Origin of the sequence: Acinetobacter sp. S4400-12, assembly GCF_024129495.1 — a bacterium.
Taxonomy (GTDB): domain Bacteria; phylum Pseudomonadota; class Gammaproteobacteria; order Pseudomonadales; family Moraxellaceae; genus Acinetobacter; species Acinetobacter lwoffii_C.
In genome coordinates this window covers 208882-228968 of record NZ_JAMXYB010000001.1, presented here as the reverse complement: position 1 = coordinate 228968, position 20087 = coordinate 208882, and the positions used below count along the sequence as shown (strand labels likewise).

The 20087-nt window shown below is 44.8% G+C and carries 34 protein-coding genes and 1 pseudogene; 8 read left to right on the top strand and 27 right to left on the bottom strand.

What is annotated here, in order from left to right:
* Positions 1 to 15: 15 nt before the first annotated feature.
* The 27 genes and pseudogenes from rpoA to rpsJ form a co-directional block, all read right to left on the bottom strand.
* Positions 16 to 1023 carry a DNA-directed RNA polymerase subunit alpha gene (gene rpoA / locus NI461_RS01140; RefSeq protein ID WP_253156201.1) on the bottom strand — a complete coding sequence of 336 codons (1008 nt, stop codon included), beginning with the start codon at positions 1021 to 1023 and terminating at the stop codon, positions 16 to 18.
* Between the two features lie 16 nt (positions 1024 to 1039).
* Complete coding sequence (rpsD, locus tag NI461_RS01135; RefSeq protein ID WP_151203975.1) at positions 1040 to 1663, bottom strand: 30S ribosomal protein S4; 624 nt, start codon at positions 1661 to 1663, stop codon at positions 1040 to 1042.
* A gap of 12 nt (positions 1664 to 1675) precedes the next feature.
* Positions 1676 to 2062, bottom strand: a complete 387-nt coding sequence (gene rpsK, locus NI461_RS01130; RefSeq protein WP_004281491.1) for a 30S ribosomal protein S11 — start codon at positions 2060 to 2062, stop codon at positions 1676 to 1678.
* Positions 2063 to 2081: 19 nt separating this feature from the next.
* Complete coding sequence (rpsM, locus tag NI461_RS01125) at positions 2082 to 2438, bottom strand: 30S ribosomal protein S13 (protein WP_151203976.1); 357 nt, start codon at positions 2436 to 2438, stop codon at positions 2082 to 2084.
* 107 nt (positions 2439 to 2545) lie between these two features.
* Complete coding sequence (gene rpmJ, locus NI461_RS01120) at positions 2546 to 2662, bottom strand: 50S ribosomal protein L36 (protein WP_000867907.1); 117 nt, start codon at positions 2660 to 2662, stop codon at positions 2546 to 2548.
* Positions 2663 to 2682: 20 nt separating this feature from the next.
* A complete protein-coding gene (gene secY, locus NI461_RS01115) occupies positions 2683 to 4002 on the bottom strand; it encodes a preprotein translocase subunit SecY (protein ID WP_171478806.1) in 1320 nt (439 codons plus the stop codon).
* A 45-nt stretch (positions 4003 to 4047) separates the two neighbouring features.
* Positions 4048 to 4488, bottom strand: coding sequence for a 50S ribosomal protein L15 (rplO, locus tag NI461_RS01110; RefSeq protein ID WP_151203977.1), 441 nt, complete (start codon positions 4486 to 4488; stop codon positions 4048 to 4050).
* A gap of 3 nt (positions 4489 to 4491) precedes the next feature.
* Positions 4492 to 4668, bottom strand: a complete 177-nt coding sequence (gene rpmD, locus NI461_RS01105) for a 50S ribosomal protein L30 (RefSeq protein WP_004809788.1) — start codon at positions 4666 to 4668, stop codon at positions 4492 to 4494.
* Positions 4669 to 4674: 6 nt separating this feature from the next.
* Entirely contained in the window at positions 4675 to 5172 is a 498-nt protein-coding gene (gene rpsE, locus NI461_RS01100) for a 30S ribosomal protein S5 (RefSeq protein WP_151203978.1), read from the bottom strand.
* A gap of 2 nt (positions 5173 to 5174) precedes the next feature.
* Positions 5175 to 5525: a 50S ribosomal protein L18 gene (gene rplR, locus NI461_RS01095; protein WP_004281497.1), complete on the bottom strand. Its 351-nt coding sequence runs from the start codon at positions 5523 to 5525 to the stop codon at positions 5175 to 5177.
* Between the two features lie 14 nt (positions 5526 to 5539).
* Positions 5540 to 6073 carry a 50S ribosomal protein L6 gene (rplF, locus tag NI461_RS01090; RefSeq protein WP_151203979.1) on the bottom strand — a complete coding sequence of 178 codons (534 nt, stop codon included), beginning with the start codon at positions 6071 to 6073 and terminating at the stop codon, positions 5540 to 5542.
* Between the two features lie 13 nt (positions 6074 to 6086).
* On the bottom strand, positions 6087 to 6482 hold the full coding sequence (rpsH, locus tag NI461_RS01085) for a 30S ribosomal protein S8 (RefSeq protein ID WP_253156199.1): 396 nt from the start codon (positions 6480 to 6482) through the stop codon (positions 6087 to 6089).
* A 12-nt stretch (positions 6483 to 6494) separates the two neighbouring features.
* A complete protein-coding gene (gene rpsN, locus NI461_RS01080) occupies positions 6495 to 6800 on the bottom strand; it encodes a 30S ribosomal protein S14 (protein WP_151203981.1) in 306 nt (101 codons plus the stop codon).
* Between the two features lie 9 nt (positions 6801 to 6809).
* Positions 6810 to 7346, bottom strand: coding sequence for a 50S ribosomal protein L5 (gene rplE, locus NI461_RS01075; RefSeq protein WP_151203982.1), 537 nt, complete (start codon positions 7344 to 7346; stop codon positions 6810 to 6812).
* Positions 7347 to 7362: 16 nt separating this feature from the next.
* The gene (gene rplX / locus NI461_RS01070) at positions 7363 to 7680 is read right to left on the bottom strand and encodes a 50S ribosomal protein L24 (RefSeq protein ID WP_151203983.1); all 318 of its coding nucleotides are present in this window, start codon (positions 7678 to 7680) and stop codon (positions 7363 to 7365) included.
* Positions 7681 to 7689: 9 nt separating this feature from the next.
* Positions 7690 to 8058 carry a 50S ribosomal protein L14 gene (gene rplN / locus NI461_RS01065; protein WP_001982634.1) on the bottom strand — a complete coding sequence of 123 codons (369 nt, stop codon included), beginning with the start codon at positions 8056 to 8058 and terminating at the stop codon, positions 7690 to 7692.
* Between the two features lie 91 nt (positions 8059 to 8149).
* Positions 8150 to 8407: a 30S ribosomal protein S17 gene (gene rpsQ / locus NI461_RS01060; RefSeq protein ID WP_151203984.1), complete on the bottom strand. Its 258-nt coding sequence runs from the start codon at positions 8405 to 8407 to the stop codon at positions 8150 to 8152.
* A complete protein-coding gene (rpmC, locus tag NI461_RS01055) occupies positions 8404 to 8601 on the bottom strand; it encodes a 50S ribosomal protein L29 (RefSeq protein WP_151203985.1) in 198 nt (65 codons plus the stop codon). Before rpmC ends, rpsQ begins: the two co-directional genes overlap by 4 nt.
* Positions 8601 to 9014, bottom strand: a complete 414-nt coding sequence (rplP, locus tag NI461_RS01050; protein ID WP_151203986.1) for a 50S ribosomal protein L16 — start codon at positions 9012 to 9014, stop codon at positions 8601 to 8603. The genes rpmC and rplP overlap by 1 nt, the downstream gene beginning before the upstream one ends.
* Positions 8954 to 9770: pseudogene (rpsC, locus tag NI461_RS01045) on the bottom strand (30S ribosomal protein S3). The gene rplP and the pseudogene rpsC overlap by 61 nt, the downstream one beginning before the upstream one ends.
* A gap of 1 nt (position 9771) precedes the next feature.
* Positions 9772 to 10101 (bottom strand): 50S ribosomal protein L22, encoded by a 330-nt coding sequence (gene rplV, locus NI461_RS01040; RefSeq protein WP_001982638.1) that lies wholly within the window; start codon positions 10099 to 10101, stop codon positions 9772 to 9774.
* 11 nt (positions 10102 to 10112) lie between these two features.
* On the bottom strand, positions 10113 to 10388 hold the full coding sequence (gene rpsS, locus NI461_RS01035; protein ID WP_004281508.1) for a 30S ribosomal protein S19: 276 nt from the start codon (positions 10386 to 10388) through the stop codon (positions 10113 to 10115).
* Positions 10389 to 10407: 19 nt separating this feature from the next.
* Complete coding sequence (gene rplB, locus NI461_RS01030; protein WP_151203988.1) at positions 10408 to 11232, bottom strand: 50S ribosomal protein L2; 825 nt, start codon at positions 11230 to 11232, stop codon at positions 10408 to 10410.
* Between the two features lie 11 nt (positions 11233 to 11243).
* Positions 11244 to 11564 (bottom strand): 50S ribosomal protein L23, encoded by a 321-nt coding sequence (gene rplW, locus NI461_RS01025; RefSeq protein ID WP_151203989.1) that lies wholly within the window; start codon positions 11562 to 11564, stop codon positions 11244 to 11246.
* A complete protein-coding gene (rplD, locus tag NI461_RS01020; RefSeq protein ID WP_151203990.1) occupies positions 11561 to 12163 on the bottom strand; it encodes a 50S ribosomal protein L4 in 603 nt (200 codons plus the stop codon). The genes rplW and rplD overlap by 4 nt, the downstream gene beginning before the upstream one ends.
* Before the next feature lie 11 nt (positions 12164 to 12174).
* A complete protein-coding gene (gene rplC, locus NI461_RS01015) occupies positions 12175 to 12813 on the bottom strand; it encodes a 50S ribosomal protein L3 (RefSeq protein ID WP_151203991.1) in 639 nt (212 codons plus the stop codon).
* 59 nt (positions 12814 to 12872) lie between these two features.
* Entirely contained in the window at positions 12873 to 13184 is a 312-nt protein-coding gene (gene rpsJ, locus NI461_RS01010) for a 30S ribosomal protein S10 (protein WP_000070912.1), read from the bottom strand.
* Between the two features lie 758 nt (positions 13185 to 13942).
* On the opposite strand from rpsJ, the gene NI461_RS01005 reads away from it, so the two are divergent.
* The 8 genes from NI461_RS01005 (at position 13943) to NI461_RS00975 (ending at position 20087) form a co-directional block, all read left to right on the top strand.
* The gene (locus tag NI461_RS01005) at positions 13943 to 15145 is read left to right on the top strand and encodes a PLP-dependent transferase (RefSeq protein ID WP_253156189.1); all 1203 of its coding nucleotides are present in this window, start codon (positions 13943 to 13945) and stop codon (positions 15143 to 15145) included.
* A gap of 264 nt (positions 15146 to 15409) precedes the next feature.
* Positions 15410 to 15718, top strand: a complete 309-nt coding sequence (locus tag NI461_RS01000; protein WP_253156187.1) for a hypothetical protein — start codon at positions 15410 to 15412, stop codon at positions 15716 to 15718.
* A 77-nt stretch (positions 15719 to 15795) separates the two neighbouring features.
* The gene (gene hmpA / locus NI461_RS00995; RefSeq protein ID WP_253156185.1) at positions 15796 to 17004 is read left to right on the top strand and encodes an NO-inducible flavohemoprotein; all 1209 of its coding nucleotides are present in this window, start codon (positions 15796 to 15798) and stop codon (positions 17002 to 17004) included.
* A 91-nt stretch (positions 17005 to 17095) separates the two neighbouring features.
* Positions 17096 to 17536: an Rrf2 family transcriptional regulator gene (locus tag NI461_RS00990; RefSeq protein ID WP_174660280.1), complete on the top strand. Its 441-nt coding sequence runs from the start codon at positions 17096 to 17098 to the stop codon at positions 17534 to 17536.
* A 102-nt stretch (positions 17537 to 17638) separates the two neighbouring features.
* Positions 17639 to 18502: a ribosome biogenesis GTP-binding protein YihA/YsxC gene (gene yihA, locus NI461_RS00985; RefSeq protein ID WP_253156183.1), complete on the top strand. Its 864-nt coding sequence runs from the start codon at positions 17639 to 17641 to the stop codon at positions 18500 to 18502.
* A gap of 136 nt (positions 18503 to 18638) precedes the next feature.
* Positions 18639 to 19586: a metal-dependent hydrolase gene (locus NI461_RS00980; protein WP_253156172.1), complete on the top strand. Its 948-nt coding sequence runs from the start codon at positions 18639 to 18641 to the stop codon at positions 19584 to 19586.
* 117 nt (positions 19587 to 19703) lie between these two features.
* Positions 19704 to 19823 (top strand): VOC family protein, encoded by a 120-nt coding sequence (locus tag NI461_RS14270; RefSeq protein ID WP_367273579.1) that lies wholly within the window; start codon positions 19704 to 19706, stop codon positions 19821 to 19823.
* Between the two features lie 111 nt (positions 19824 to 19934).
* Positions 19935 to 20087 (top strand): hypothetical protein, encoded by a 153-nt coding sequence (locus NI461_RS00975; RefSeq protein ID WP_253156170.1) that lies wholly within the window; start codon positions 19935 to 19937, stop codon positions 20085 to 20087.

Genomic DNA, 20087 nt, shown 5'->3' with positions numbered 1-20087 from the left:
AATAGTCCTACTTAATTAACGGCTACGATAGGCGAAACGATCGTCCATACGGAGGCTGGCTGGTGGCCAGTTCTCTAAACGCATGCCGAGTTGTAAGCCTTTAGAAGCCAGAACATCTTTGATCTCAGTAAGCGATTTTTTACCCAAGTTAGGAGTTTTAAGCAACTCAACTTCAGTACGCTGTACAAGATCACCAATGTAGTAAATGTTTTCTGCTTTCAAACAGTTAGCAGAACGAACAGTTAGCTCTAGATCATCTACTGGACGAAGCAAGATTGGATCAACTTCTTCACGAGGTTCTTGAGCCACAGGCGCTTGATCTTTCTGAAGGTCAACAAAGATTGCAATTTGTTGTTGCAAAATCGTCGCCGCTTTACGGATTGCTTCTTCAGGATCAACTGTACCGTTGGTTTCAAGATCAATGATCAGTTTGTCAAGGTCAGTACGTTGTTCTACACGAGCGTTTTCCACTGTATAAGACACACGTTTGATCGGACTATAAGAAGCATCCAACTGTAAACGACCCACTGGGCGAGTTTCGCCTTCCGGGAAGCGTGAGTCAGACGTTTCATAGCCACGGCCTTGGGCCACTTTCAGGCGCATTTTTAATGAGCCTGTAGCACTTAATGTACCAATCAAGTGTTCAGTGTTAACCACTTCAACATTATGAGGTAAACGAAGGTCAGCCGCAGTAACGTCGCCTGGACCTTGTTTCTCTAATGTTAAATAAGCTTCATTTTGATCGAACAGCTTAATAGACAATCCTTTTAGGTTCAGCAAGAGCTCGACGATGTCCTGCTGCAAGCCTTCCAAAGTACTGTACTCGTGCTCAACACCCTCAATTTCTACTTCCACCACAGCTGCGCCAGGTAAAGAAGAAAGAAGGATGCGACGTAAAGCATTACCAAGAGTATGACCAAAGCCACGCTCTAACGGTTCTAGAATAACTTTTGCCGAGGTCCCGCTTGCCGCTTCGACCTTGATCGCTTGCGGAGTTAGAAACTCATTTGCAGTACGCGTCATATTGCTACCTCAAGGATTATTTAGAATACAATTCTACAATCAAGCTTTCGTTGATTTCAGCAGGTAAATCAGAACGATCTGGAGCAGTTTTGAACGTACCTTCTAGTTTAGAATGATCTACTTCCATCCAAGAAGGAATACCACGTTGAGCAGCCAATTCAATTGCGTTTTTAATACGTAATTGTTGTTTAGCGCCTTCGTGAACTGCAATTACATCACCCGCTTTAACCTGGATAGACGCGATGTTTACGCGACGACCATTTAAAGTGATTGAGCGGTGTGATACCAGCTGACGAGCTTCTGCACGTGTAGAACCAAAACCCATGCGATAAACCACGTTATCCAGGCGGCTTTCAAGCAATTTCAACAGGTTTTCACCAGTTGCACCTTTAACACGAGCAGCTTCTTTATAGTAATTACTAAATTGACGCTCTAAAACACCGTACATGCGACGTACTTTTTGTTTTTCACGTAATTGTAGTGAGTACTCAGATTGTTTTGCACGGCTTTGACCATGTTGGCCAGGAGCTTTAGCATGTTTTTTAGTCTTAACGTCAAATGGTTTAACGCCAGATTTTAGTTGCAGGTCTGTCCCTTCGCGACGAGAGAGTTTGCATTTTGGACCAATATAACGAGCCATGAATGTTTCTCCTTACACGCGACGTTTTTTAGGTGGACGGCAACCGTTGTGAGGAATTGGAGTCACATCGGTAATGCTGTTAATTTTATAACCCACTGCACCTAATGCACGAACCGCAGACTCACGACCTGGACCAGGACCTTTTACAAGGACGTCCAAATTTTTCAAACCGTAATCTAAAGCAGCTTTACCAGCAACTTCAGCAGCTACCTGAGCAGCGAACGGAGTTGATTTACGTGATCCACGGAAGCCTTGTCCACCTGAGGTGGCCCAAGCCAGTGCATTACCTTGACGATCGGTAATAGTCACAATGGTGTTATTAAAAGAAGCGTGAATGTGTGCAACACCTTCAGAGACGGTACGGGTGACCTTCTTGCGTGCGCGAGTATCTTTAGCCATCTTTTAGCTTCCAGAAATCTTATTTCTTAATCGGTTTGCGCGGACCTTTACGGGTACGTGCGTTATTTTTGGTGTTTTGTCCACGGACAGGCAAGCTGCGACGATGACGAAGACCGCGGTAGCAGCCTAAATCCATTAAACGTTTAATGTTCATGGAAATTTCGCGACGTAAATCACCTTCGGTCGGAACCTTGGCAACTTCTGCACGAATCGCATCAAGCTGAGTGTCATCTAACTCACGGATCTTAGTAGTAGTTGGGATACCTGCAGCAGCTAAGATAGTCTTAGCAGTGTGGCGACCAATACCAAAGATATACGTTAGAGAGATAACAGCATGCTTGTTATCCGGAATGTTTACACCGGCAATACGAGCCATTCAATTTTCTCCAAAAAGGCAGTTAAGATAATCAACCGCCCCACAAAAATCTTGAGGGGCGGATAATAACCCAATTCGCCTACTGAAATCAACAGGTCTTGATCAGATTAACCTTGACGCTGCTTATGACGAGGTTCTGCGCTACAAATTACGCGGATAACCCCATTACGACGGATAACTTTACAGCTACCACAAATTTTCTTTACAGAAGCTTGTACTTTCATGATGAAACCTCTAAGTGCGCTTATCCCTTAGGATGAGCAGTCGTTTTTCTCATTAACGTTTGATTATCGTACTGGTGCGAGGTGAGATGTGCTTGCAGCTGAGCCATAAAGTCCATCACCACCACTACCACGATCAGCAACGATGTTCCACCCAAGCTAAATGGAATCCCAAAAGAGCTTTGCAGGATCATCGGCATTAAACAGATGACAGTGATGTAAATCGCGCCAATAAAGGTCAAACGACTGAGAATATGATCTAAGTAACGAGCAGTTTGCTCACCTGGACGTATACCAGGCACATAAGCTCCGCTGCGCTTCAAGTTCTCTGATACTTCTTTAGGACTAAATACCAGTGCTGTATAGAAGTAACAGAAAAAGATAATTAACGCACCAAAGAGCACCAAATACAACGGCTGACCAGGCGATAAAACCAATGCCAGATCTTGCAGACCACGCTTGATAATTCCTGCACTCGGATCCGAACTACCGACCCACTGCCCCAAGCTCGCTGGAAACAGAAGCAATGAACTGGCAAAAATTGCCGGAATCACACCTGCCATATTAATTTTTAATGGCAAATGAGTTTGCTGTGCAGTAAATACACGACGACCCTGCTGCTTTTGGGCATAGTTCACCGGAATACGACGTTGCGCCTTCTCGATAAATACAATGGCTGCAAGCACGGCAATAGATAACAATCCAAATATGGCAAGGCCAATCAGACTTGTCTGACCATTATCTACAGAAGTCAGAGACTGCATAACCAGGTTCGGCAATCCTGCAACAATACCTGCGAAGATGATCATGGAAATACCATTTCCCACCCCGCGCTCAGTAATCTGTTCACCCAGCCACATCAGGAACATGGTTCCCGCGACCAGAGAAGTTACTGCAGGAACATAAAAAGCCAGACCAGAAGTCAGGGTAATTCCCTGGCTGATCAGGCCTGCACACATACCGATCGCTTGCACCAGTGCAAGGAACAGTGTGCCCTGTCGTGTATATTGATTAATCTTACGTTTGCCCTGCTCACCTTCTTTTTTCAAAGCTTCGAGCTGAGGAACCACCGAGGACATTAACTGCACGATAATAGATGCAGAAATGTAAGGCATAATTCCGAGTGCAAGAATAGACATCCGCTCTAATGCACCACCCGAAAACATGTTAAACAAACCAAGGATCGTGCCCTGGTTTGCATTAAACAGATTTTCAAGTGCAGCATTATTAATGCCTGGTACTGGAATATGCGCTCCTAGTCGAAATACCAACAACGCACCAATGAGAAACATCATTCGACGAATAATTTCACGATATTTCACATGAAATGGTTGGCCTTTCATCATGTTGACATGACCTGAAGAACTAGGAGTCATAGACACAGGGGATTACTCCTCGACTTTACCGCCAGCAGCTTCAACAGCAGCTTTAGCGCCTTTAGTCACAGCAACACCTTGTAAAGTGAATGCGCGAGTAATTTCACCAGAAAGTACGATACGAGCACGAGTCATGTCTTTACGTACAACGTTCGCAGCTTTTAAAGTTTCAAGAGACACGATGTCACCTTCAACTTTAGTCAGCTCAGATAGACGTACTTCAGCAGTTTTCAAAGCCAATTGGCTAGTGAAGCCGAATTTAGGTAAACGACGATAAAGCGCAGTTTGACCACCTTCGAAACCTGGACGGACGCCGCCGCTCTTACGTGAGTTTTGACCTTTGATACCACGACCACCAGTCTTGCCAACGCCAGAACCGATACCACGGCCTATGCGACGAGCTTCACGCTTCGCACCTTCTGCAGGTGCAAGTTCATTTAAACGCAGAGTCATGGCTTATTCCTCTACACTAACCATATAGTAGACTTGGTTGATCATACCACGGTTAGAAGGTGTATCTAACACTTCTACAGTATGACCAATACGACGCAGACCTAAACCTTTCAGGCTCAGCTTGTGATTTTTCAAGCGATGCGATGCAGATTTAGTCTGGGTAACTTTAATCGTTTTCATGATTGATTACCCTTGAATTTGTTCTACTGACAGACCACGTTTCGCAGCAACCTTCTCAGGAGTAGTCATATCACGCAAACCATTGAAAGTTGCGTTTACTACGTTAGCAGCGTTAGTAGAACCACGGCATTTAGTTAATACGTCGCGTACACCAACAGCTTCTAAAACTGCACGCATAGCGCCACCAGCAATTACACCAGTACCTTCAGAGGCAGGCTGCATGAATACACGACTAGCGCCATGACGAGCATGAATCGGGTGTTGTAACGTACCATCAACAAGATCAACGGTAATCATGTTACGACGTGCAGCTTCAAGTGCTTTAGAGATAGCAGCTGGAACTTCACGTGCCTTACCACGACCAAAACCTACGCGACCATTTCCATCACCCACTACAGTCAATGCGGTGAAAGAGAAGATACGACCACCCTTAACAACTTTGGCTACACGATCAACGGCAACCAGCTTTTCAACAAGACCTTCGTTTTGTTCAACTTTAGCCATGATTAGAACTCCAAGCCGTTTTCACGGGCAGCATCAGCCAAGGCTTTGATACGACCATGATATTTGAAACCAGAACGGTCAAATGCAACTTTAGTAACACCAGCTGCTTTAGCGCGCTCTGCGATTAAAGCACCTACTTTCTGAGCTGCTTCAACGTTACCAGTTGTACCCGCACGTAAAGTAGCATCTAAAGTAGAAGCTTGCGCTAATACTTTGCCACCATCTGCCGAGATAACTTGAGCATAGATGTGACGCGGAGTGCGGTTTACACACAAACGAGTCGCACCCAATGCACGGATGTGCAAGCGTGTGCTTTTCGCACGACGCAAACGGGATTGTTTCTTTTCGTTCATAAGAACCTCGCGCCTTATTTCTTCTTAGCTTCTTTACGAAGTACAACTTCGTCAGAATAACGAACACCTTTACCTTTATATGGCTCTGGTGGACGGTAACCACGGATATCTGCAGCAACTTGGCCTAAAGCTGCTTTATCAGCAGATTTCAGAACAATTTCAGTTGCAGTTGGAGTTTCAGCAGTTACACCTTCAGGAAGCGTATAGTCGATCGGGTGAGAGAAACCAAGGTTAAGGTTAACAATGTTACCTTTAACCGCAGCTTTATAACCAACACCGATAAGTTGTAACTTACGTTCGAAACCTTCGCTCACACCTTTTACAAGGTTGTTAAGCACAGCGCGAGCAGTACCAGCTTGCATCCAAGCGTCTTTCGACTCAGCTTTAGGAGCAATTTGAAGTTGACCTTCTTCCTGTTTAAGCTCGACCAGCGCATGCAGGTTGAAAGACAATGTACCTTTGCTGCCTTTCACTTCGACCTGCCGGCCGTTCTGAGTAACTGTTACACCGTTAGGGACAGTTACTGGGGCTTTAGCCACACGAGACATGAGGAATCACCTATTAAGAAACAAAAGCAATAACTTCACCACCAACGCCTGCAGCACGTGCAGCGCGATCAGTCATGATGCCTTTGCTTGTAGAAACAATTGCAATACCTAAACCTTGCTTAACGCTTGGAAGTGCATCTTTACCGCGATACTGACGTAGACCAGGACGGCTTACGCGTTTCACAGTTTCGATAACTGGTTTGCCTTCAAAATATTTTAAAGTCAAAGTAAGAGTTGCTTTACCTTCAATATCCGCAACTTCTACATTTGAAATATAACCTTCTTGTTGAAGTACGTTAGCAATCGCAACTTTCAACTTAGAATTAGGCATAGAAACTGTTTGTTTCTTTGCCATTTGTGCGTTACGAACACGTGTTAGCATGTCGGCAACGGTATCTTGCATACTCATTTATAGTGCTCCTTACCAGCTTGCCTTAACAACGCCCGGTACATCACCTTGCATTACTGTGTCACGTAACTTGTTACGGCTTAAGCCGAACTTACGGAAGTAACCATGAGGACGACCAGTTAAACCACAACGGTTACGTAGACGTACTGGAGACGCATTACGTGGTAATGCTTGTAACTTCATCATCGCATCGAAACGTTCTTCATCTGATGCATTTACGTTTGCAATTACAGCTTTTAATTCAGCACGTTTTGCAGCGTATTTAGCAACAGTAGCTTCGCGTTTCAACTCGCGATTAATCATACTTTTCTTAGCCATATCGACCTCTTATTTGAACGGGAAGCCGAATGCACGCATAAGCGCACGGCCTTCGTCATCGGTGCGAGCAGTCGTAGTAATGGTAATGTCCATACCACGAATACGGTCAATCTTGTCAAAATCGACTTCAGGGAACATGATCTGTTCCTTAAGACCCATTGAGTAGTTACCACGACCATCAAATGATTTCGCAGAGAAACCACGGAAGTCACGGATACGAGGGATCGCAATCGAGATTAGACGGTCTAAGAATTCGTACATACGTTCGCCGCGTAAAGTAACTTTACAACCGATCGGCCAACCATCACGGATTTTAAAACCAGCAATTGATTTACGAGCTAACGTAAGTACTGGTTTTTGACCAGAGATAGCTTGCATATCAGAAAGAGCACCATCAAGGAGTTTTTTGTCAGCAGCTGCTGCACCAACACCCATGTTGATTGTGATTTTAGTGATGCGAGGAATCTCCATCACATTCTTAAGACCCAATGTTTCTTGTAACTGAGCTTTAAGTTCGTCGTTGTAACGTGTTTTAAGTCTGGCCATTGCCTATTTCAACCTATTACTTCGCTACCGCCACTGATTCACCATTTGATTTATAAACGCGAGTTTTCACGCCATCAATCACTTGGTAACCAACACGGTCAGCCTTTTGGGTTGTAGCATTAAAAATTGCCACATTTGAAATATGAAGCGAAGCTTCCTGAGTTACGATGCCGCCTTCAGCGCCAGTAACACGGTTTGGCTTTTGATGCTTCTTAACCAAGTTAAGGCCTTCAACCTTAACACGGTCATTAGAAACCGACAGAACAGTCCCCTGTTTGCCTTTCTCTTTACCTGCGATCACAATTACTTGATCGCCTTTTTTAATCTTCGCCATGATCGCCTCTTATAGAACTTCAGGAGCCAATGAAATAATTTTCATGAACTGTTCAGTACGAAGTTCACGAGTCACTGGTCCGAAAATACGAGTTGCAATCGGCGCTTTGTTGTTGTTCAAAATAACAGCAGCGTTATCGTCAAAACGAATCACTGAACCGTCTGGACGACGGATGCCGAATTTAGTACGAACAACCACTGCATTCATCACGTCACCTTTTTTAACACGTGCGCGTGGAATTGCTTCTTTTACAGTAACTTTAATAATGTCGCCAACAGAAGCATAACGACGATGTGAACCACCAAGTACTTTAATACATTGTACGCGGCGAGCACCACTGTTGTCTGCTACGTCGAGCATAGTTTCGGTCTGAATCATTGCCCTACTCCAAAACCGAGCATCACCGGTCACAATTTCGAAAGGCTCAAAGAGTACTCGAAATTAACCGATGATGCAACAAGAACGTTAATTACTCAGCAGCTGCTTCAACAACTTCAACTAAAGTCCAAGACTTAGTTTTAGACATTGGGCGGCTTTCTTTAATGGTTACAACATCACCAAGCTTGGCAGTATTGTTCTCATCATGAGCATGTAATTTTGTTGAACGGCGGATTAATTTGCCATACAACGGGTGTTGAACGCGGCGTTCGATCAGTACAACGATAGACTTGTCCATCTTGTCGCTCACAACCTTGCCGGTTAACGTGCGGACTGTATTTTCACTCATTGTCCGTTCCCCTGTTTTTCGGTAAGTAGGGTCTTGATACGAGCAACAGTCTTGCGAGTCAATGCAACTTCGTGCGATTTACCCAATTGACCAGTTGCTTTCGCCATACGAAGACGGAATTGGTTAAGCTGTTGCTCATCAAGCAAAGCTGTCAACTCTTCTACCGACTTTTCACGTAGATCTTTAGTTTTCATTACATTACCGTCCGAGTCACGATAGTGGTTTTAAACGGAAGTTTAGCTGCAGCAAGCTTGAATGCTTCTGTTGCCAACTCTTCGTTCACACCATCAATTTCGTACAAGACTTTACCTGGTTTGATTTGACAAACCCAGTATTCCACAGAACCTTTACCTTTACCCATACGCACTTCAAGTGGTTTAGAAGTAATCGGCTTGTCCGGGAAAACACGGATAAAGATCTTACCACCACGTTTAATACGACGGCTGATTGTACGACGTGCTGCTTCAATTTGACGCGCAGTCATTTGACCACGTTCAACTGATTTAAGCGCAATAGTACCAAAAGATACTGAGCTACCGCGGTGCGCTAGACCAGTGTTACGGCCTTTTTGCACCTTACGGAATTTAGTACGTTTAGGTTGCAACATGGATTATTCTCCTTTTTCAGCAGAACGATCATTGCGACGACCACGACGCTCTTGACCTTCACCACGACCGCGACCGCGTTTAGCTTGACGCTCTTCAGCTGGAGCCGGGTTCATGACTTGTTTCATGCCGCCCAAGATCTCACCACGAAAGATCCAAACTTTAACACCAATCGTACCGTAAGTAGTCTCAGCGCGCATAGTTGCGTAGTCGATATCAGCACGAAGCGTATGTAGAGGTACACGGCCTTCACGATACCATTCAGTACGAGCAATCTCAGCACCACCTAAACGGCCTGAAACTTCTACTTTGATACCTTTAGCACCAGCACGCATCGTGTTTTGAACCGCACGCTTCATAGCACGACGGAACATTACACGTTTTTCTAATTGAGAAGCGATTGCTTCAGCAACCAGACGCGCGTCTAAGTCTGGACGATCGATTTCGTTGATGCTTACTTGCGCAGGAACACCCATGATAGATGTTAATTCGCGTTGTAATTTCTCAATGTCTTCGCCTTTTTTACCGATCACGATACCAGGACGAGCAGTGCTAATTGTTACTTTAGCAGCGCCTGTAGGGCGTTCGATAAGAATATTGCTGATCATTGCATTCTTAAGTTTTTTAGTTAAAAACTCACGAACTTGCAAATCTTTAAGCAAGTATTCAGCGTATTGTTTCGGATTCGCATACCAGTTAGCGTTATGACGTTTCACAACACCTAGGCGGATACCGATTGGATGAACCTTCTGACCCATATCAAACCCCTACCTTAACGGTGATGTGACAAGTACGCTTAGTAATACGATCTGCACGACCTTTAGCACGTGGCATAATACGTTTCAGGCTCATGCCCTCATCAACGTAGATCGTAGAAACTTTAAGATCGTCTACATCTAAACTGTTATTGTGTTCAGCGTTTGCAATTGCAGATTCCAACGCTTTCTTAACCAGAACTGCAGCTTTTTTGTTGCTGAAGTTAAGAATGTTAAGAGCGTGCGCAACAGATTTGCCGCGGATAAGATCTGCAACCAAACGAGCTTTTTGTGCCGAGATAGCGGCACCGCGTAATTTAGCAGTTACTTCCATCATAGCACCTATTAACGTTTAGATTTCTTGTCAACACCGTGACCACGGTAGGTACGAGTCGGTGCAAATTCACCAAGCTTGTGACCAACCATATGCTCAGATACGATTACCGGAACATGGTTACGACCATTGTGAACAGAAATTGTTAAACCAACAAAATCCGGGAGGATCATCGAACGACGCGACCAAGTTTTGATCGGCTTACGGTTATTCGCCGCGATAGCCGCTTCAACCTTAGCGAACAAGTGCGCATCGACGAATGGGCCTTTTTTCAGAGAACGAGGCATTGTCAGATTCCTTTACTTGTTACTTAACGCGACGGTCGCGAATAATCATCTTAGTCGTACGCTTATTGGTACGTGTCTTGTACCCTTTAGCTTTTTGACCCCATGGGCTTACAGGTTGAATACCCTTGTTACGCCCTTCACCACCACCATGTGGGTGATCTACCGGGTTCATCGCCATACCACGAACGGTAGGACGAACACCACGCCAGCGTGATGCACCAGCTTTACCCAGTGAACGAAGGTTGCTTTCTGAGTTAGATACTTCACCTAACACAGCGCGGCATTCAACGTGTACTTTACGCATTTCGCCTGAACGAAGACGAATAATTGCGTAAGAACCGTCACGACCCAACAACTGAGCAGACGTACCAGCAGAACGTACTAATTGCGCGCCCTTACCGATTTTAAGCTCGATGTTGTGAAGAGTAGAACCGATCGGCATGTTGCGAAGTGGCAAACAGTTACCTGGACGAATTGGAGCATCGTTACCAGACTGAACTGCATCACCAGCACGCAGACCTTTAGGTGCGATGATGTAGCGACGTTCACCGTCAGCATACTTCAGCAACGCAAGGTGCGCAGTACGGTTTGGATCGTATTCAATACGCTCAACTACAGCAGGAATGCCATCTTTGTTACGTTTAAAGTCTACGATACGGTAGTGTTGTTTATGACCGCCACCAACGTGACGAGTCGTAATGTGACCGTTGTTATTACGGCCGCCAGTACGCTTTTTAGCTTCAACTAATGGAGCGTACGGAGCACCTTTGTGAAGATGGTCGTGAACGACTTTCTCTACAAAGCGACGTCCTGGAGACGTTGGCTTACATTTTTGAATCGGCATAATTTTCGTCCTTATTCCGCTGTGCTTTCAGCGGTATCGCCCAAGTCAGCCATTTCAACATCTTGGCCAGCTTTCAGGGTGACGTATGCTTTTTTAACATCAGAACGACGTCCTAATGTTTTACCAAAGCGTTTAGACTTACCTTTAGTGACAGTCGTGTTAACTTTAACCACTTCCACACCAAAGAGTTGTTCAACTGCTTTTTTGATTTCAAGCTTATTTGCATCAAGTGCAACTTTGAATACTTGAACACCAGCAGTCTCACCTAAAACTTGTGCTTTTTCTGAGAAAACAGGTCCTTGCAGGACTTGATATAAACGTTCGTTGTTCATCCGAGTTCTACCTCAATTTTCTTAGCAGCAGCTACAGACATAACAACTTTATCGAACGCGATCAAGCTAACAGGATCGATTGCAGTCGCATCAACCACATCAACGTATGGAATGTTGCGAGCTGCCAGATACAAGTTCTCATCAACAGCATCAGTAACGATCAATGCACGCGTAGCATTCAAGTCGTTAAGTTTTGCAAGCAATTCTTTAGTTTTTGGAGCTGCAACTGCAAACTCATCAACCAGCACCAAGCGATCTTGACGAACAAGTTCAGCCAGAATGCATTGCATAGCACCGCGGTACATTTTACGGTTTACTTTTTGAGACCAGTCTTGTGGACGAGCAGCAAAAGTTTTACCACCGCCAACCCAGATTGGGCTACGAATAGAACCAGCACGAGCGCGGCCAGTACCTTTTTGACGGAATGGTTTTTTACCACCGCCAGCAACTTCCGAACGTGATTTCTGAGCTTTAGAACCTTGACGACCACCAGCTAGGTAAGCTGTAACAACTTGGTGTACAAGAGCTTCATTAAATTCACGACCGAACGCAACTTCTGATAATTCAACAGCAGAGCCGGAAACAGTATTTAAATTCACGTTATTTCCCCTCAGGCCTTGATCGTAGGACGAACAGTTACGTCGCCACCGGTAGCACCAGGAATCGCACCTTTAACTACCAGAACTGAACGTTCTGCGTCGATAGATACAATTTCAAGACCCTGTACAGTTACGCGCTCAGCACCTAAATGGCCAGCCATTTTTTTGCCTTTGAACACGCGACCAGGAGTCTGGTTTTGACCTGTAGAACCTAGAACACGGTGAGATACAGAGTTACCATGTGAAGCATCTTGCGTACGGAAGTTCCAACGCTTAACACCACCCTGGAAACCTTTACCTTTAGACTGACCAGTTACGTCAACAATTTGACCCACTGTGAACAGATCTACGCCAATAGTAGCGCCAACTTCACGACCTTCAAGCTCAGCTTCTGAAACGCGGAATTCTTGAACCAGACGACCAGCAGCAACACCCGCTTTCGCAAAGTGGCCTTTCTGAGCGTTAGTTACGCGAGATTCGCGACGTTCACCAGTAGTGATTTGAATCGCTTGATAACCATCAGTTTCAAGCGTTTTGATTTGAGTGATTCGGTTAGGATCAACCTCAATCACTGTAACAGGCACAGAAACACCAGCGTCTGTAAAGACACGTGTCATACCGCACTTGCGACCGACTAAACCAATAGCCATGTGCATAAACCTCTAAAAAAGCGGCCTAATTAACTTAGAGTGTTAATTAACCGAAAGCCTTAACCCAATGCGATCTGAACATCAACACCAGCTGCTAGATCTAACTTCATCAACGCATCAACAGTTTTATCAGTAGGTTGAACGATGTCGATCAAACGTTTGTAAGTGCGGATCTCGTATTGGTCACGCGCATCTTTGTTAACGTGTGGTGATGTTAAAACGTTAAAACGTTCAATGCGTGTAGGCATTGGAATTGGACCACATACTTGTGCGCCAGTACGTTTTGCTGTTTCTACGATTTCTTGAGCTGATTGATCAATTAGACGGTGATCAAAAGACTTAAGACGGATACGAATTCTCTGGTTAGACATACCAGTTAACTCCAAGCCAAATATATAAAGAATCACTCTTGACGCATCTCACCCCACTATTTCAAGGTAAGTGTCAAGAGCAGTGAAATATCACCAAGGTCATGATCGATGCCATGACTGTAACGATAGTTAACTACTTTCTTCGCAGTTAACCCCTTCCTATTGAAGGGTCGCTCATTATAGTCATTGTTTAATGCATAAGCAAATGCCTTTTACAGTTTTATCCGGCTATTTGGCTGCATTTTCTGAATTGGCCATTTATTTTTCTGGAAGTATCAGCATTGACCCAGTCGCTTCTTTTTTTAATTGCATGCTTGAGTAGCTATTTTCCTCCATAAAGCATTTTTTATTCATTTTCCACTTTCTGCCAGACTTGAAGATACAGGCTCGAGCACTGCGTCAACTCTTTTTATCTTTCTCAAAAGTTCTTAAATTCACTGAGTTATTTCAAAAATATATTAAGAAACAAGCATACTTTTACCAAACCGCTCGAGCTGATCAAGATGGGGATTCGCTATTACTCCACTCTGTGCATAAGGGCCTCGCCAGCTTTTTTAATATGGGTCATAAGATAAATGCTTATTAGATCTAGCCTACTCTGAGTTGAGCTATTTTAATCCCGCCGTAAAAGCCGAATTTACAACACACCATCCACCCTAAAACCAAATAAAGCTTTTCAACCATCTTCATAGCCCTAGTCGCGCCCTCGAGATTCTCTTAAGCTAGGACAATAACGACTTACATTTGAGCGCATTCACGTGAAAAAAAATCCACAAACCGCCCTGATTCATGCACCGCGAAAGGCTCCTCAATATATTTCTACGGTTCAGCCTCCCCTTTATCGTGCATCTACCATCATTTTTGAAACCACGGATGCATTGTTTAATCGCCACTGGAGCGATGACTATGATTATAGTTATGGCACCCATGGCACACCTACCACATTTACATTAGCCGACAACATTGCTCAGCTTGAAGGCGGGCAATACTGCTTGCTGGCTCCGAGCGGCCTGTCGGCCATTAACCTCGTCAATTCCTGTTTTCTTGCGCAGGGGGATGAAGTCTGGGTAGCAGACAATATTTATGGCCCCAACATGGAGCATCTGCGTAATCTGGAAAGCCGCTATGGTATTACGGTAAAGCTCTATAATCCGCTAGCGGCCAGTTCATTCCAGCCTACAGAAAAAGCTAAGCTGATTTGGCTCGAAGCCGCAGGTTCAGTAACGCTGGAATTTCCAGATCTGACCGCTTTAGTTCAAAAGGCGCAGAAACATCATGTCTTGACTGCACTCGACAATACCTGGGGAGCAGGTCTGGCATTTAATGCCTTTGACTTTGGTACGGAACATTTAGCGGTAGATATAACCGTGCATGCGTTGACCAAATATCCAAGCGGCGGTGGTGACATCTTGATGGGCTCTGTGGTGACACGGGATCAAAAGCTGCATCATCAGTTGTTTCGTATACATGCAATTCAAGGTATTAGCGTGTCCGGTGATGATGTGGCACAAGTGCAACGCAGCCTGGCGTCAATGCAGGTGCGTTATCAACATCAAGCTCAAAGCTGTTTAAAACTGCTGGCTTGGCTTCAACAGCGAAATGAATTTGTTCAGGTCTTACATCCTGCCGATGCGCATGCCGCAGGTCATAAATACTGGCAAGAAATTTGCAAAGATGGACAAAGTGCCGGTCTGGTCAGCGTGATTTTTAAACCTGAATACACTTTAGAAGATATTCGTACCTTCTGCGATGCCCTGCAACTGTTCAAGCTCGGATTTAGCTGGGGTGGACCGATTAGCCTGGTCATGCTTTATGACTTAAAAGAGATGCGCATGCTTCAACATTCACATTTGAAAGAGGGCTTCCTGGTTCGCTTCTGTATTGGTCTAGAACATCCTGCAGATTTAATTCAAGATATAGAAAATGCATTAAAACAGTTAGCTCAGCAGCAACATGAATAAATCAAAATAGGAAATCATATGGGTGCAGCAACCGTGATTGCCAAAAACTTGCCCATACACAGAGAGGATTTGACCCCCACAATTTGCCCACCACCACGGCTTAATCGCCGGGGTAACGGGCACTGCTCAAACCCTAAGCCTAAAAGCCAAGCCATTGGCGAACTGGGCACCGGCAAAGCCTGAATAAGCTATCTGAATGAACAAGGCATATCGCAAATGGTTGAAAGTTGCTGAGTGATGTACCCTATTCTTCATTGAACCCACTTGCCCCCCAAACAACACAAAATACTGTTCAGTGTCATTGCAGGCACTTACCTACACAGCCTGGATGGTGAAAATGCGTTTGAGATATTGCAGCAAAAAGCAGCTGAACCCGCTGCCAAGCAACATCAAAAACTGTTTCAGGATACAGTTGGAACTTTTACCAAAAGTGCTGCATGTGGCAGGGGTGGAGAGAAAATTATCTGGGGTTTATTGGGCACCCTGTTCGTAAAAAATAATCTATTCCTTCGATCATTAACCTCTTCATTATGGAATATTCTTATATTCCATAATTTTTTTATGGGTATTTAATTGATGGCTATTGTAAAACCATTTTTAAAAATGTATTTTAAATACATCTTATAGATAACACCCATGAGAAATCAACTATGACTCCGCAGCAAATTGATCTTGTAAAAGCCACTGTTCCTGTTCTTCGTGAAAATGGGGTTGCATTGACAGGTTATTTCTATAACCGCATGCTGGGCAATAATCCAGACTTAAAAGAAACCTTCAATATGGGCCATCAGCGTAGCGGCGCACAGGCGCAAGCCCTGGCAGGTGCAGTGTTGGCCTATGCGGAAAACATTGAAGACCCTTCCGTGCTTTTGCCTGTGGTTGAACTGATCGCCCACAAACATGTCAGCCTGAATATTCAAGCGCCGGATTACAATATTGTGGGGGAAAACCTGCTGCATTCCATCAGTGAAGTACTCAATATTTCAATGGAAGATCCTTTAATTGACGCTTGGGCTGCGGCTTATGGTCAATTGGCAGATTTATTCATCAACACTGAAAAAGCCATTTATGATCAACATCAGCAAACCAAAGGCAGCTGGTTAGGCTGGCGCAATTTTAAAATTGCCAGAAAAGTAGTGGAAAGTGATGAAATTATTTCTTTCTACCTTACCCCTGTAGACAGTGGCGATTTGCCAAAATACGAAGCAGGACAATATATTTCTGTTCGTGTCTTTGTGCCGGAACTCAACTTAAGACAGCCTCGTCAATATACGCTGTCCACTTGCCCGCAAGCGGACTATCTGCGTATCTCAGTCAAACGCGAAGATCAAAAAGATGATTTAATTCCGGGCTGGGTCTCTAATACTTTACATAGCCTGCCAGAAGGTTCAGAAATTGAAGTGTCTGCGCCAACAGGTAATTTCTACCTGATTGATGCAAATAAACGTAATGTATTTATCAGTGGTGGTGTAGGCCTCACCCCAATGATTGCCATGCTGAATCAACTGGTTACTTTAGATATGCCACAACCCGTCACTTTCATTCATGCGTGTCGCAGCAAACAAGTGCATGCCATGAAACAGCATATTCAGGATTTAAAAGCAAAATATCCTCGCTTAAGCACAGTGACTGCCTATGAGTTTCCGCATGCCAGCGACAAATTAGGCGAAGACTTTGACATTGCAGGTCGTTTAGACCTTAGCAGCCTCGACAGTGCCATACTACCAACAAATGCAGACTACTACCTTTGCGGCCCAATGCCATTTATGGCCGAACAGCAAAAAGTACTGCTGGCTCGCGGTATTCCGGCTGAAAACATTCACAGTGAAGCCTTTGGCACAGGTGGTGTACACCACTAAGCGGCAACACAGACACAAAATAAAAAAGGGGGGTTAGTTTGGTTATGCTAGACTAGCTCCAATTTTTTTAATCAAAAATCTCAGTATTATCATGCAACTGAATAAATTCACTGATTATGCGCTTCGTATACTGATGTATGTTGCACAACCCCGTGATCTCCCTTATACGATTGCTGAGCTGGCCGAGCGCCTGGAAGTTTCGCAAAACCATGCGATGAAAATTGTCCATTTTATGGCAAAGCAAAACTGGCTGATTACCACCCGCGGCAAAGGTGGAGGAGTACGCCTGAATCCGGATACTTTGAAACTTCAGCTCGGGCAGATTGTGCGGATTTTACAGCGTGACAACCAGATTGTGGAATGCAATGATCCTCCCTGTGTACTGCGCTATGGCTGTGGTTTAAAAGGCATTCTGGATCAGGCCATGGAACAGTTCTATGCCAGTCTGGATCAATATATTCTGGGCGATGTGATTCAGCCTGTTCAGGGGCATTTTAGCCTTCAGTCCCCCATCAACCTGATTAATCTTTAACAGCTATTTCCCCCTCTTTGCGGCTGAACAGCGCTAAAGTTCGCTTGCCTGCCCGACTTCCTTTATAATAGCTCCTTGTATATTAGTCATTGAAGTTGAGCCATGCATCACAGCAGAGGAAAGTCGAAAAACAGTAAGGCATCGAATGCCCCAAAGCAAAAGATCAGCTATGAAAAAAAAGTAGATCCTGCGATTACTGAGTACTCTGTGCGCGCACTGAACTGGTTGCGTAAAGCTGAATTCCTAATGAGCGCACCCAAGCTGAGCCTGTGTGTAGAAGATACGGGGTATGAAGTGGCTTTTGCAGGCCGTTCAAATGCAGGGAAGTCGAGCGCAATTAATGCCTTGACCAACCAGAAGCAGCTGGCACGTGCATCGAAAAAGCCGGGGCGCACCCAGATGATCAACTTCTTTAGTCTGGGTAATCCGGATCAGCGTCTGGTTGACTTACCCGGCTATGGCTATGCCGCCGTACCAGAAGCCATGAAGATCGTATGGCAAAAAGAGCTGGAAAATTACCTGATTCATCGCCAGAGCCTGCAAGGTCTGGTGTTATTGATGGACATCCGTCATCCTCTGCAGCACTTTGACATCATGATGCTGGAATGGGCCTATTCACGTAAACTGTTCGTGCATGTGTTATTGACCAAATCTGACAAACTGAATCGTGGTCCAGCCTCTAAAGTCCTGCAAGAAGTGAAAGCCAAGCTGAAAAAAATGAAGCTGGACTTTTCGATTCAGCTGTTCTCTTCCCTCAATAAGCAAGGTTTGGAAGAACTGGCCAGTGTGATGGGGGGGCGCCTGAATTTTACGCTGGATCAGACCGCTGAGTTTGATCTGGACAGCATTCCTGACGCGATAGCCGATGAACTGGATGAACCACAAGAATCGATGGCTATAGAAGAAGATGAATCAGAGGCTCAAATTGCCGATGATGCGACGGATGAAAGCCGACAAGCCGACTAATCAGGATAATCCTCCAAATTCATCATTAATTGATATTTCAATGTCCCGTATTGCTAATCACAATGCGGGATATTTTTTTCATACTGATTTTTACCGCATGTAGAGCATTACACGTTAAAACAATAAGGACAGTATGATGAAACTTTTCTCCCGTTTAAAAAACGCTAAACTCGGCTCATCTATCAGCTATTATATTCAGCCACGTAAAGTAAAATTTGAATGGCAAGACACGCCCGTGGACTGGATTCCACAGCAGCCTTATGTAAGCTATTTCATCAATGAAATTAATATGATTTTACCTGCTGGCGAATTCTGGTTTTGTCGCCTGTATAACAAAGTTTTGCCCCAAATTCGTGATGAAAAACTGAAACAGGATGTTCAAGCCTTTATCCGCCAAGAAGCAATGCATGCTCAAGCGCATAACTCTGCCAATTATGAATATTTAACCGTGCGCAATATTGATATCCAGCGCAACCTGAATGTCATGAATTTCCTGTTTAGCCGATTACTGGCCGACCAGCCTTTAGGCCTAAAGATTCCTTCATTACTTGAACATCAATGGGATGTATTTCGCCTCGGCATTATCGCCACGGTGGAACACATGACCTGCGTACTGGGTAAATATGCCCTGTATAATCAGGAATGGCAGAAACTGGGAGCAGACCCGGCCATGCTGGATTTGATTAAATGGCACGGTGCAGAGGAAATTGAACATCGTACTGTCGCCTTTGATTTATACCGTCATTTAGGTGGCGGTTATATTGCCCGTTATTACCTCAGCATCATTGTGATTGCAACCGTGATTGGGCTGTGGGTTGATGGCACTGCCCATCTGATGAAACAAGACCCCCGCTTTAAAGCGATCCGCCCGGCCGTATACAAGCCGTGGATCTGGCGTGAATGGTATGCGATTGCACAACGCAACAATAATTTAATACCCAGCCCATTTTGGCTCATCTCACAGCAGCTGGGATATCTGATGCCATGGTACGATCCACTGCACGAGGCCAAAACTGAAGATGCGATTGCTTATCTGGCATCCTCCCCGGCAGCCAAACGTGCAACACAGCTAAAAGTGGCATAATTTCCCCATTCATCACTTAAGTCGCACGATACAATAATGTCTACCCAGCAGGGCCAATGCCCTGCTTTTAATTTATTCCAAGACAGCAGTATATGGAAATAACAATAAATACAGCGTATGCACGCCCGCATTTCCATCATTAAGTTTGCAGGGCGCGACCTGGCGGCAGCCTTGGATTTTTATCGTGAAGGCTTGGGCTTAAGCAGTGAAGGCGTCATCGGTGAGGAGTTTGATTAGGACGCTGCGGCATTTATTGAACTGCAATCAGGTTTAAAACTGGCTTTATGGCCGCAAAGCAGCATTCAACAGGATACCGGACTGACGCTGAGTGCAATGTCCCCCACACCCATGAGCTGGGGACAAAAGATCTATAATCCTCTGAAGGTCGGTCAAGCCATGGCTCAGGCAGAAAATGCCGACGCCAAAATTATCAGAGCTGCACAAGCAAGCGCTTACGAGGGTTATACAGTGTATGTGCAGGATCTGGAAGCCAGCTCCTGA

Coding starts and splice junctions, on each gene's coding strand:
- rpoA (WP_253156201.1), bottom strand. CDS start 1,023: ATGACGCGTACTGCAAATGAGTTTCTAACTCCGCAAGCGATCAAGGTC.
- rpsD (WP_151203975.1), bottom strand. CDS start 1,663: ATGGCTCGTTATATTGGTCCAAAATGCAAACTCTCTCGTCGCGAAGGG.
- rpsK (WP_004281491.1), bottom strand. CDS start 2,062: ATGGCTAAAGATACTCGCGCACGCAAGAAGGTCACCCGTACCGTCTCT.
- rpsM (WP_151203976.1), bottom strand. CDS start 2,438: ATGGCTCGTATTGCCGGTGTAAACATTCCGGATAACAAGCATGCTGTT.
- rpmJ (WP_000867907.1), bottom strand. CDS start 2,662: ATGAAAGTACAAGCTTCTGTAAAGAAAATTTGTGGTAGCTGTAAAGTT.
- secY (WP_171478806.1), bottom strand. CDS start 4,002: ATGAAAGGCCAACCATTTCATGTGAAATATCGTGAAATTATTCGTCGA.
- rplO (WP_151203977.1), bottom strand. CDS start 4,488: ATGACTCTGCGTTTAAATGAACTTGCACCTGCAGAAGGTGCGAAGCGT.
- rpmD (WP_004809788.1), bottom strand. CDS start 4,668: ATGAAAACGATTAAAGTTACCCAGACTAAATCTGCATCGCATCGCTTG.
- rpsE (WP_151203978.1), bottom strand. CDS start 5,172: ATGGCTAAAGTTGAACAAAACGAAGGTCTTGTTGAAAAGCTGGTTGCC.
- rplR (WP_004281497.1), bottom strand. CDS start 5,525: ATGAACGAAAAGAAACAATCCCGTTTGCGTCGTGCGAAAAGCACACGC.
- rplF (WP_151203979.1), bottom strand. CDS start 6,073: ATGTCTCGTGTGGCTAAAGCCCCAGTAACTGTCCCTAACGGTGTAACA.
- rpsH (WP_253156199.1), bottom strand. CDS start 6,482: ATGAGTATGCAAGATACCGTTGCCGACATGCTAACACGTGTTCGTAAC.
- rpsN (WP_151203981.1), bottom strand. CDS start 6,800: ATGGCTAAGAAAAGTATGATTAATCGCGAGTTGAAACGCGAAGCTACT.
- rplE (WP_151203982.1), bottom strand. CDS start 7,346: ATGGCCAGACTTAAAACACGTTACAACGACGAACTTAAAGCTCAGTTA.
- rplX (WP_151203983.1), bottom strand. CDS start 7,680: ATGGCGAAGATTAAAAAAGGCGATCAAGTAATTGTGATCGCAGGTAAA.
- rplN (WP_001982634.1), bottom strand. CDS start 8,058: ATGATTCAGACCGAAACTATGCTCGACGTAGCAGACAACAGTGGTGCT.
- rpsQ (WP_151203984.1), bottom strand. CDS start 8,407: ATGAGTGAAAATACAGTCCGCACGTTAACCGGCAAGGTTGTGAGCGAC.
- rpmC (WP_151203985.1), bottom strand. CDS start 8,601: ATGAAAACTAAAGATCTACGTGAAAAGTCGGTAGAAGAGTTGACAGCT.
- rplP (WP_151203986.1), bottom strand. CDS start 9,014: ATGTTGCAACCTAAACGTACTAAATTCCGTAAGGTGCAAAAAGGCCGT.
- rplV (WP_001982638.1), bottom strand. CDS start 10,101: ATGGAAGTAACTGCTAAATTACGCGGTGCCGCTATCTCGGCACAAAAA.
- rpsS (WP_004281508.1), bottom strand. CDS start 10,388: ATGCCTCGTTCTCTGAAAAAAGGCCCATTCGTCGATGCGCACTTGTTC.
- rplB (WP_151203988.1), bottom strand. CDS start 11,232: ATGCCGATTCAAAAATGTAAGCCAACGTCTCCAGGACGTCGCTTTGTA.
- rplW (WP_151203989.1), bottom strand. CDS start 11,564: ATGAACAACGAACGTTTATATCAAGTCCTGCAAGGACCTGTTTTCTCA.
- rplC (WP_151203991.1), bottom strand. CDS start 12,813: ATGGCTATTGGTTTAGTCGGTCGCAAGTGCGGTATGACACGTGTCTTT.
- rpsJ (WP_000070912.1), bottom strand. CDS start 13,184: ATGTCTAACCAGAGAATTCGTATCCGTCTTAAGTCTTTTGATCACCGT.
- hmpA (WP_253156185.1), top strand. CDS start 15,796: ATGACTCCGCAGCAAATTGATCTTGTAAAAGCCACTGTTCCTGTTCTT.
- NI461_RS00990 (WP_174660280.1), top strand. CDS start 17,096: ATGCAACTGAATAAATTCACTGATTATGCGCTTCGTATACTGATGTAT.
- yihA (WP_253156183.1), top strand. CDS start 17,639: ATGCATCACAGCAGAGGAAAGTCGAAAAACAGTAAGGCATCGAATGCC.
- NI461_RS00980 (WP_253156172.1), top strand. CDS start 18,639: ATGAAACTTTTCTCCCGTTTAAAAAACGCTAAACTCGGCTCATCTATC.
- NI461_RS14270 (WP_367273579.1), top strand. CDS start 19,704: ATGCACGCCCGCATTTCCATCATTAAGTTTGCAGGGCGCGACCTGGCG.
- NI461_RS00975 (WP_253156170.1), top strand. CDS start 19,935: ATGAGCTGGGGACAAAAGATCTATAATCCTCTGAAGGTCGGTCAAGCC.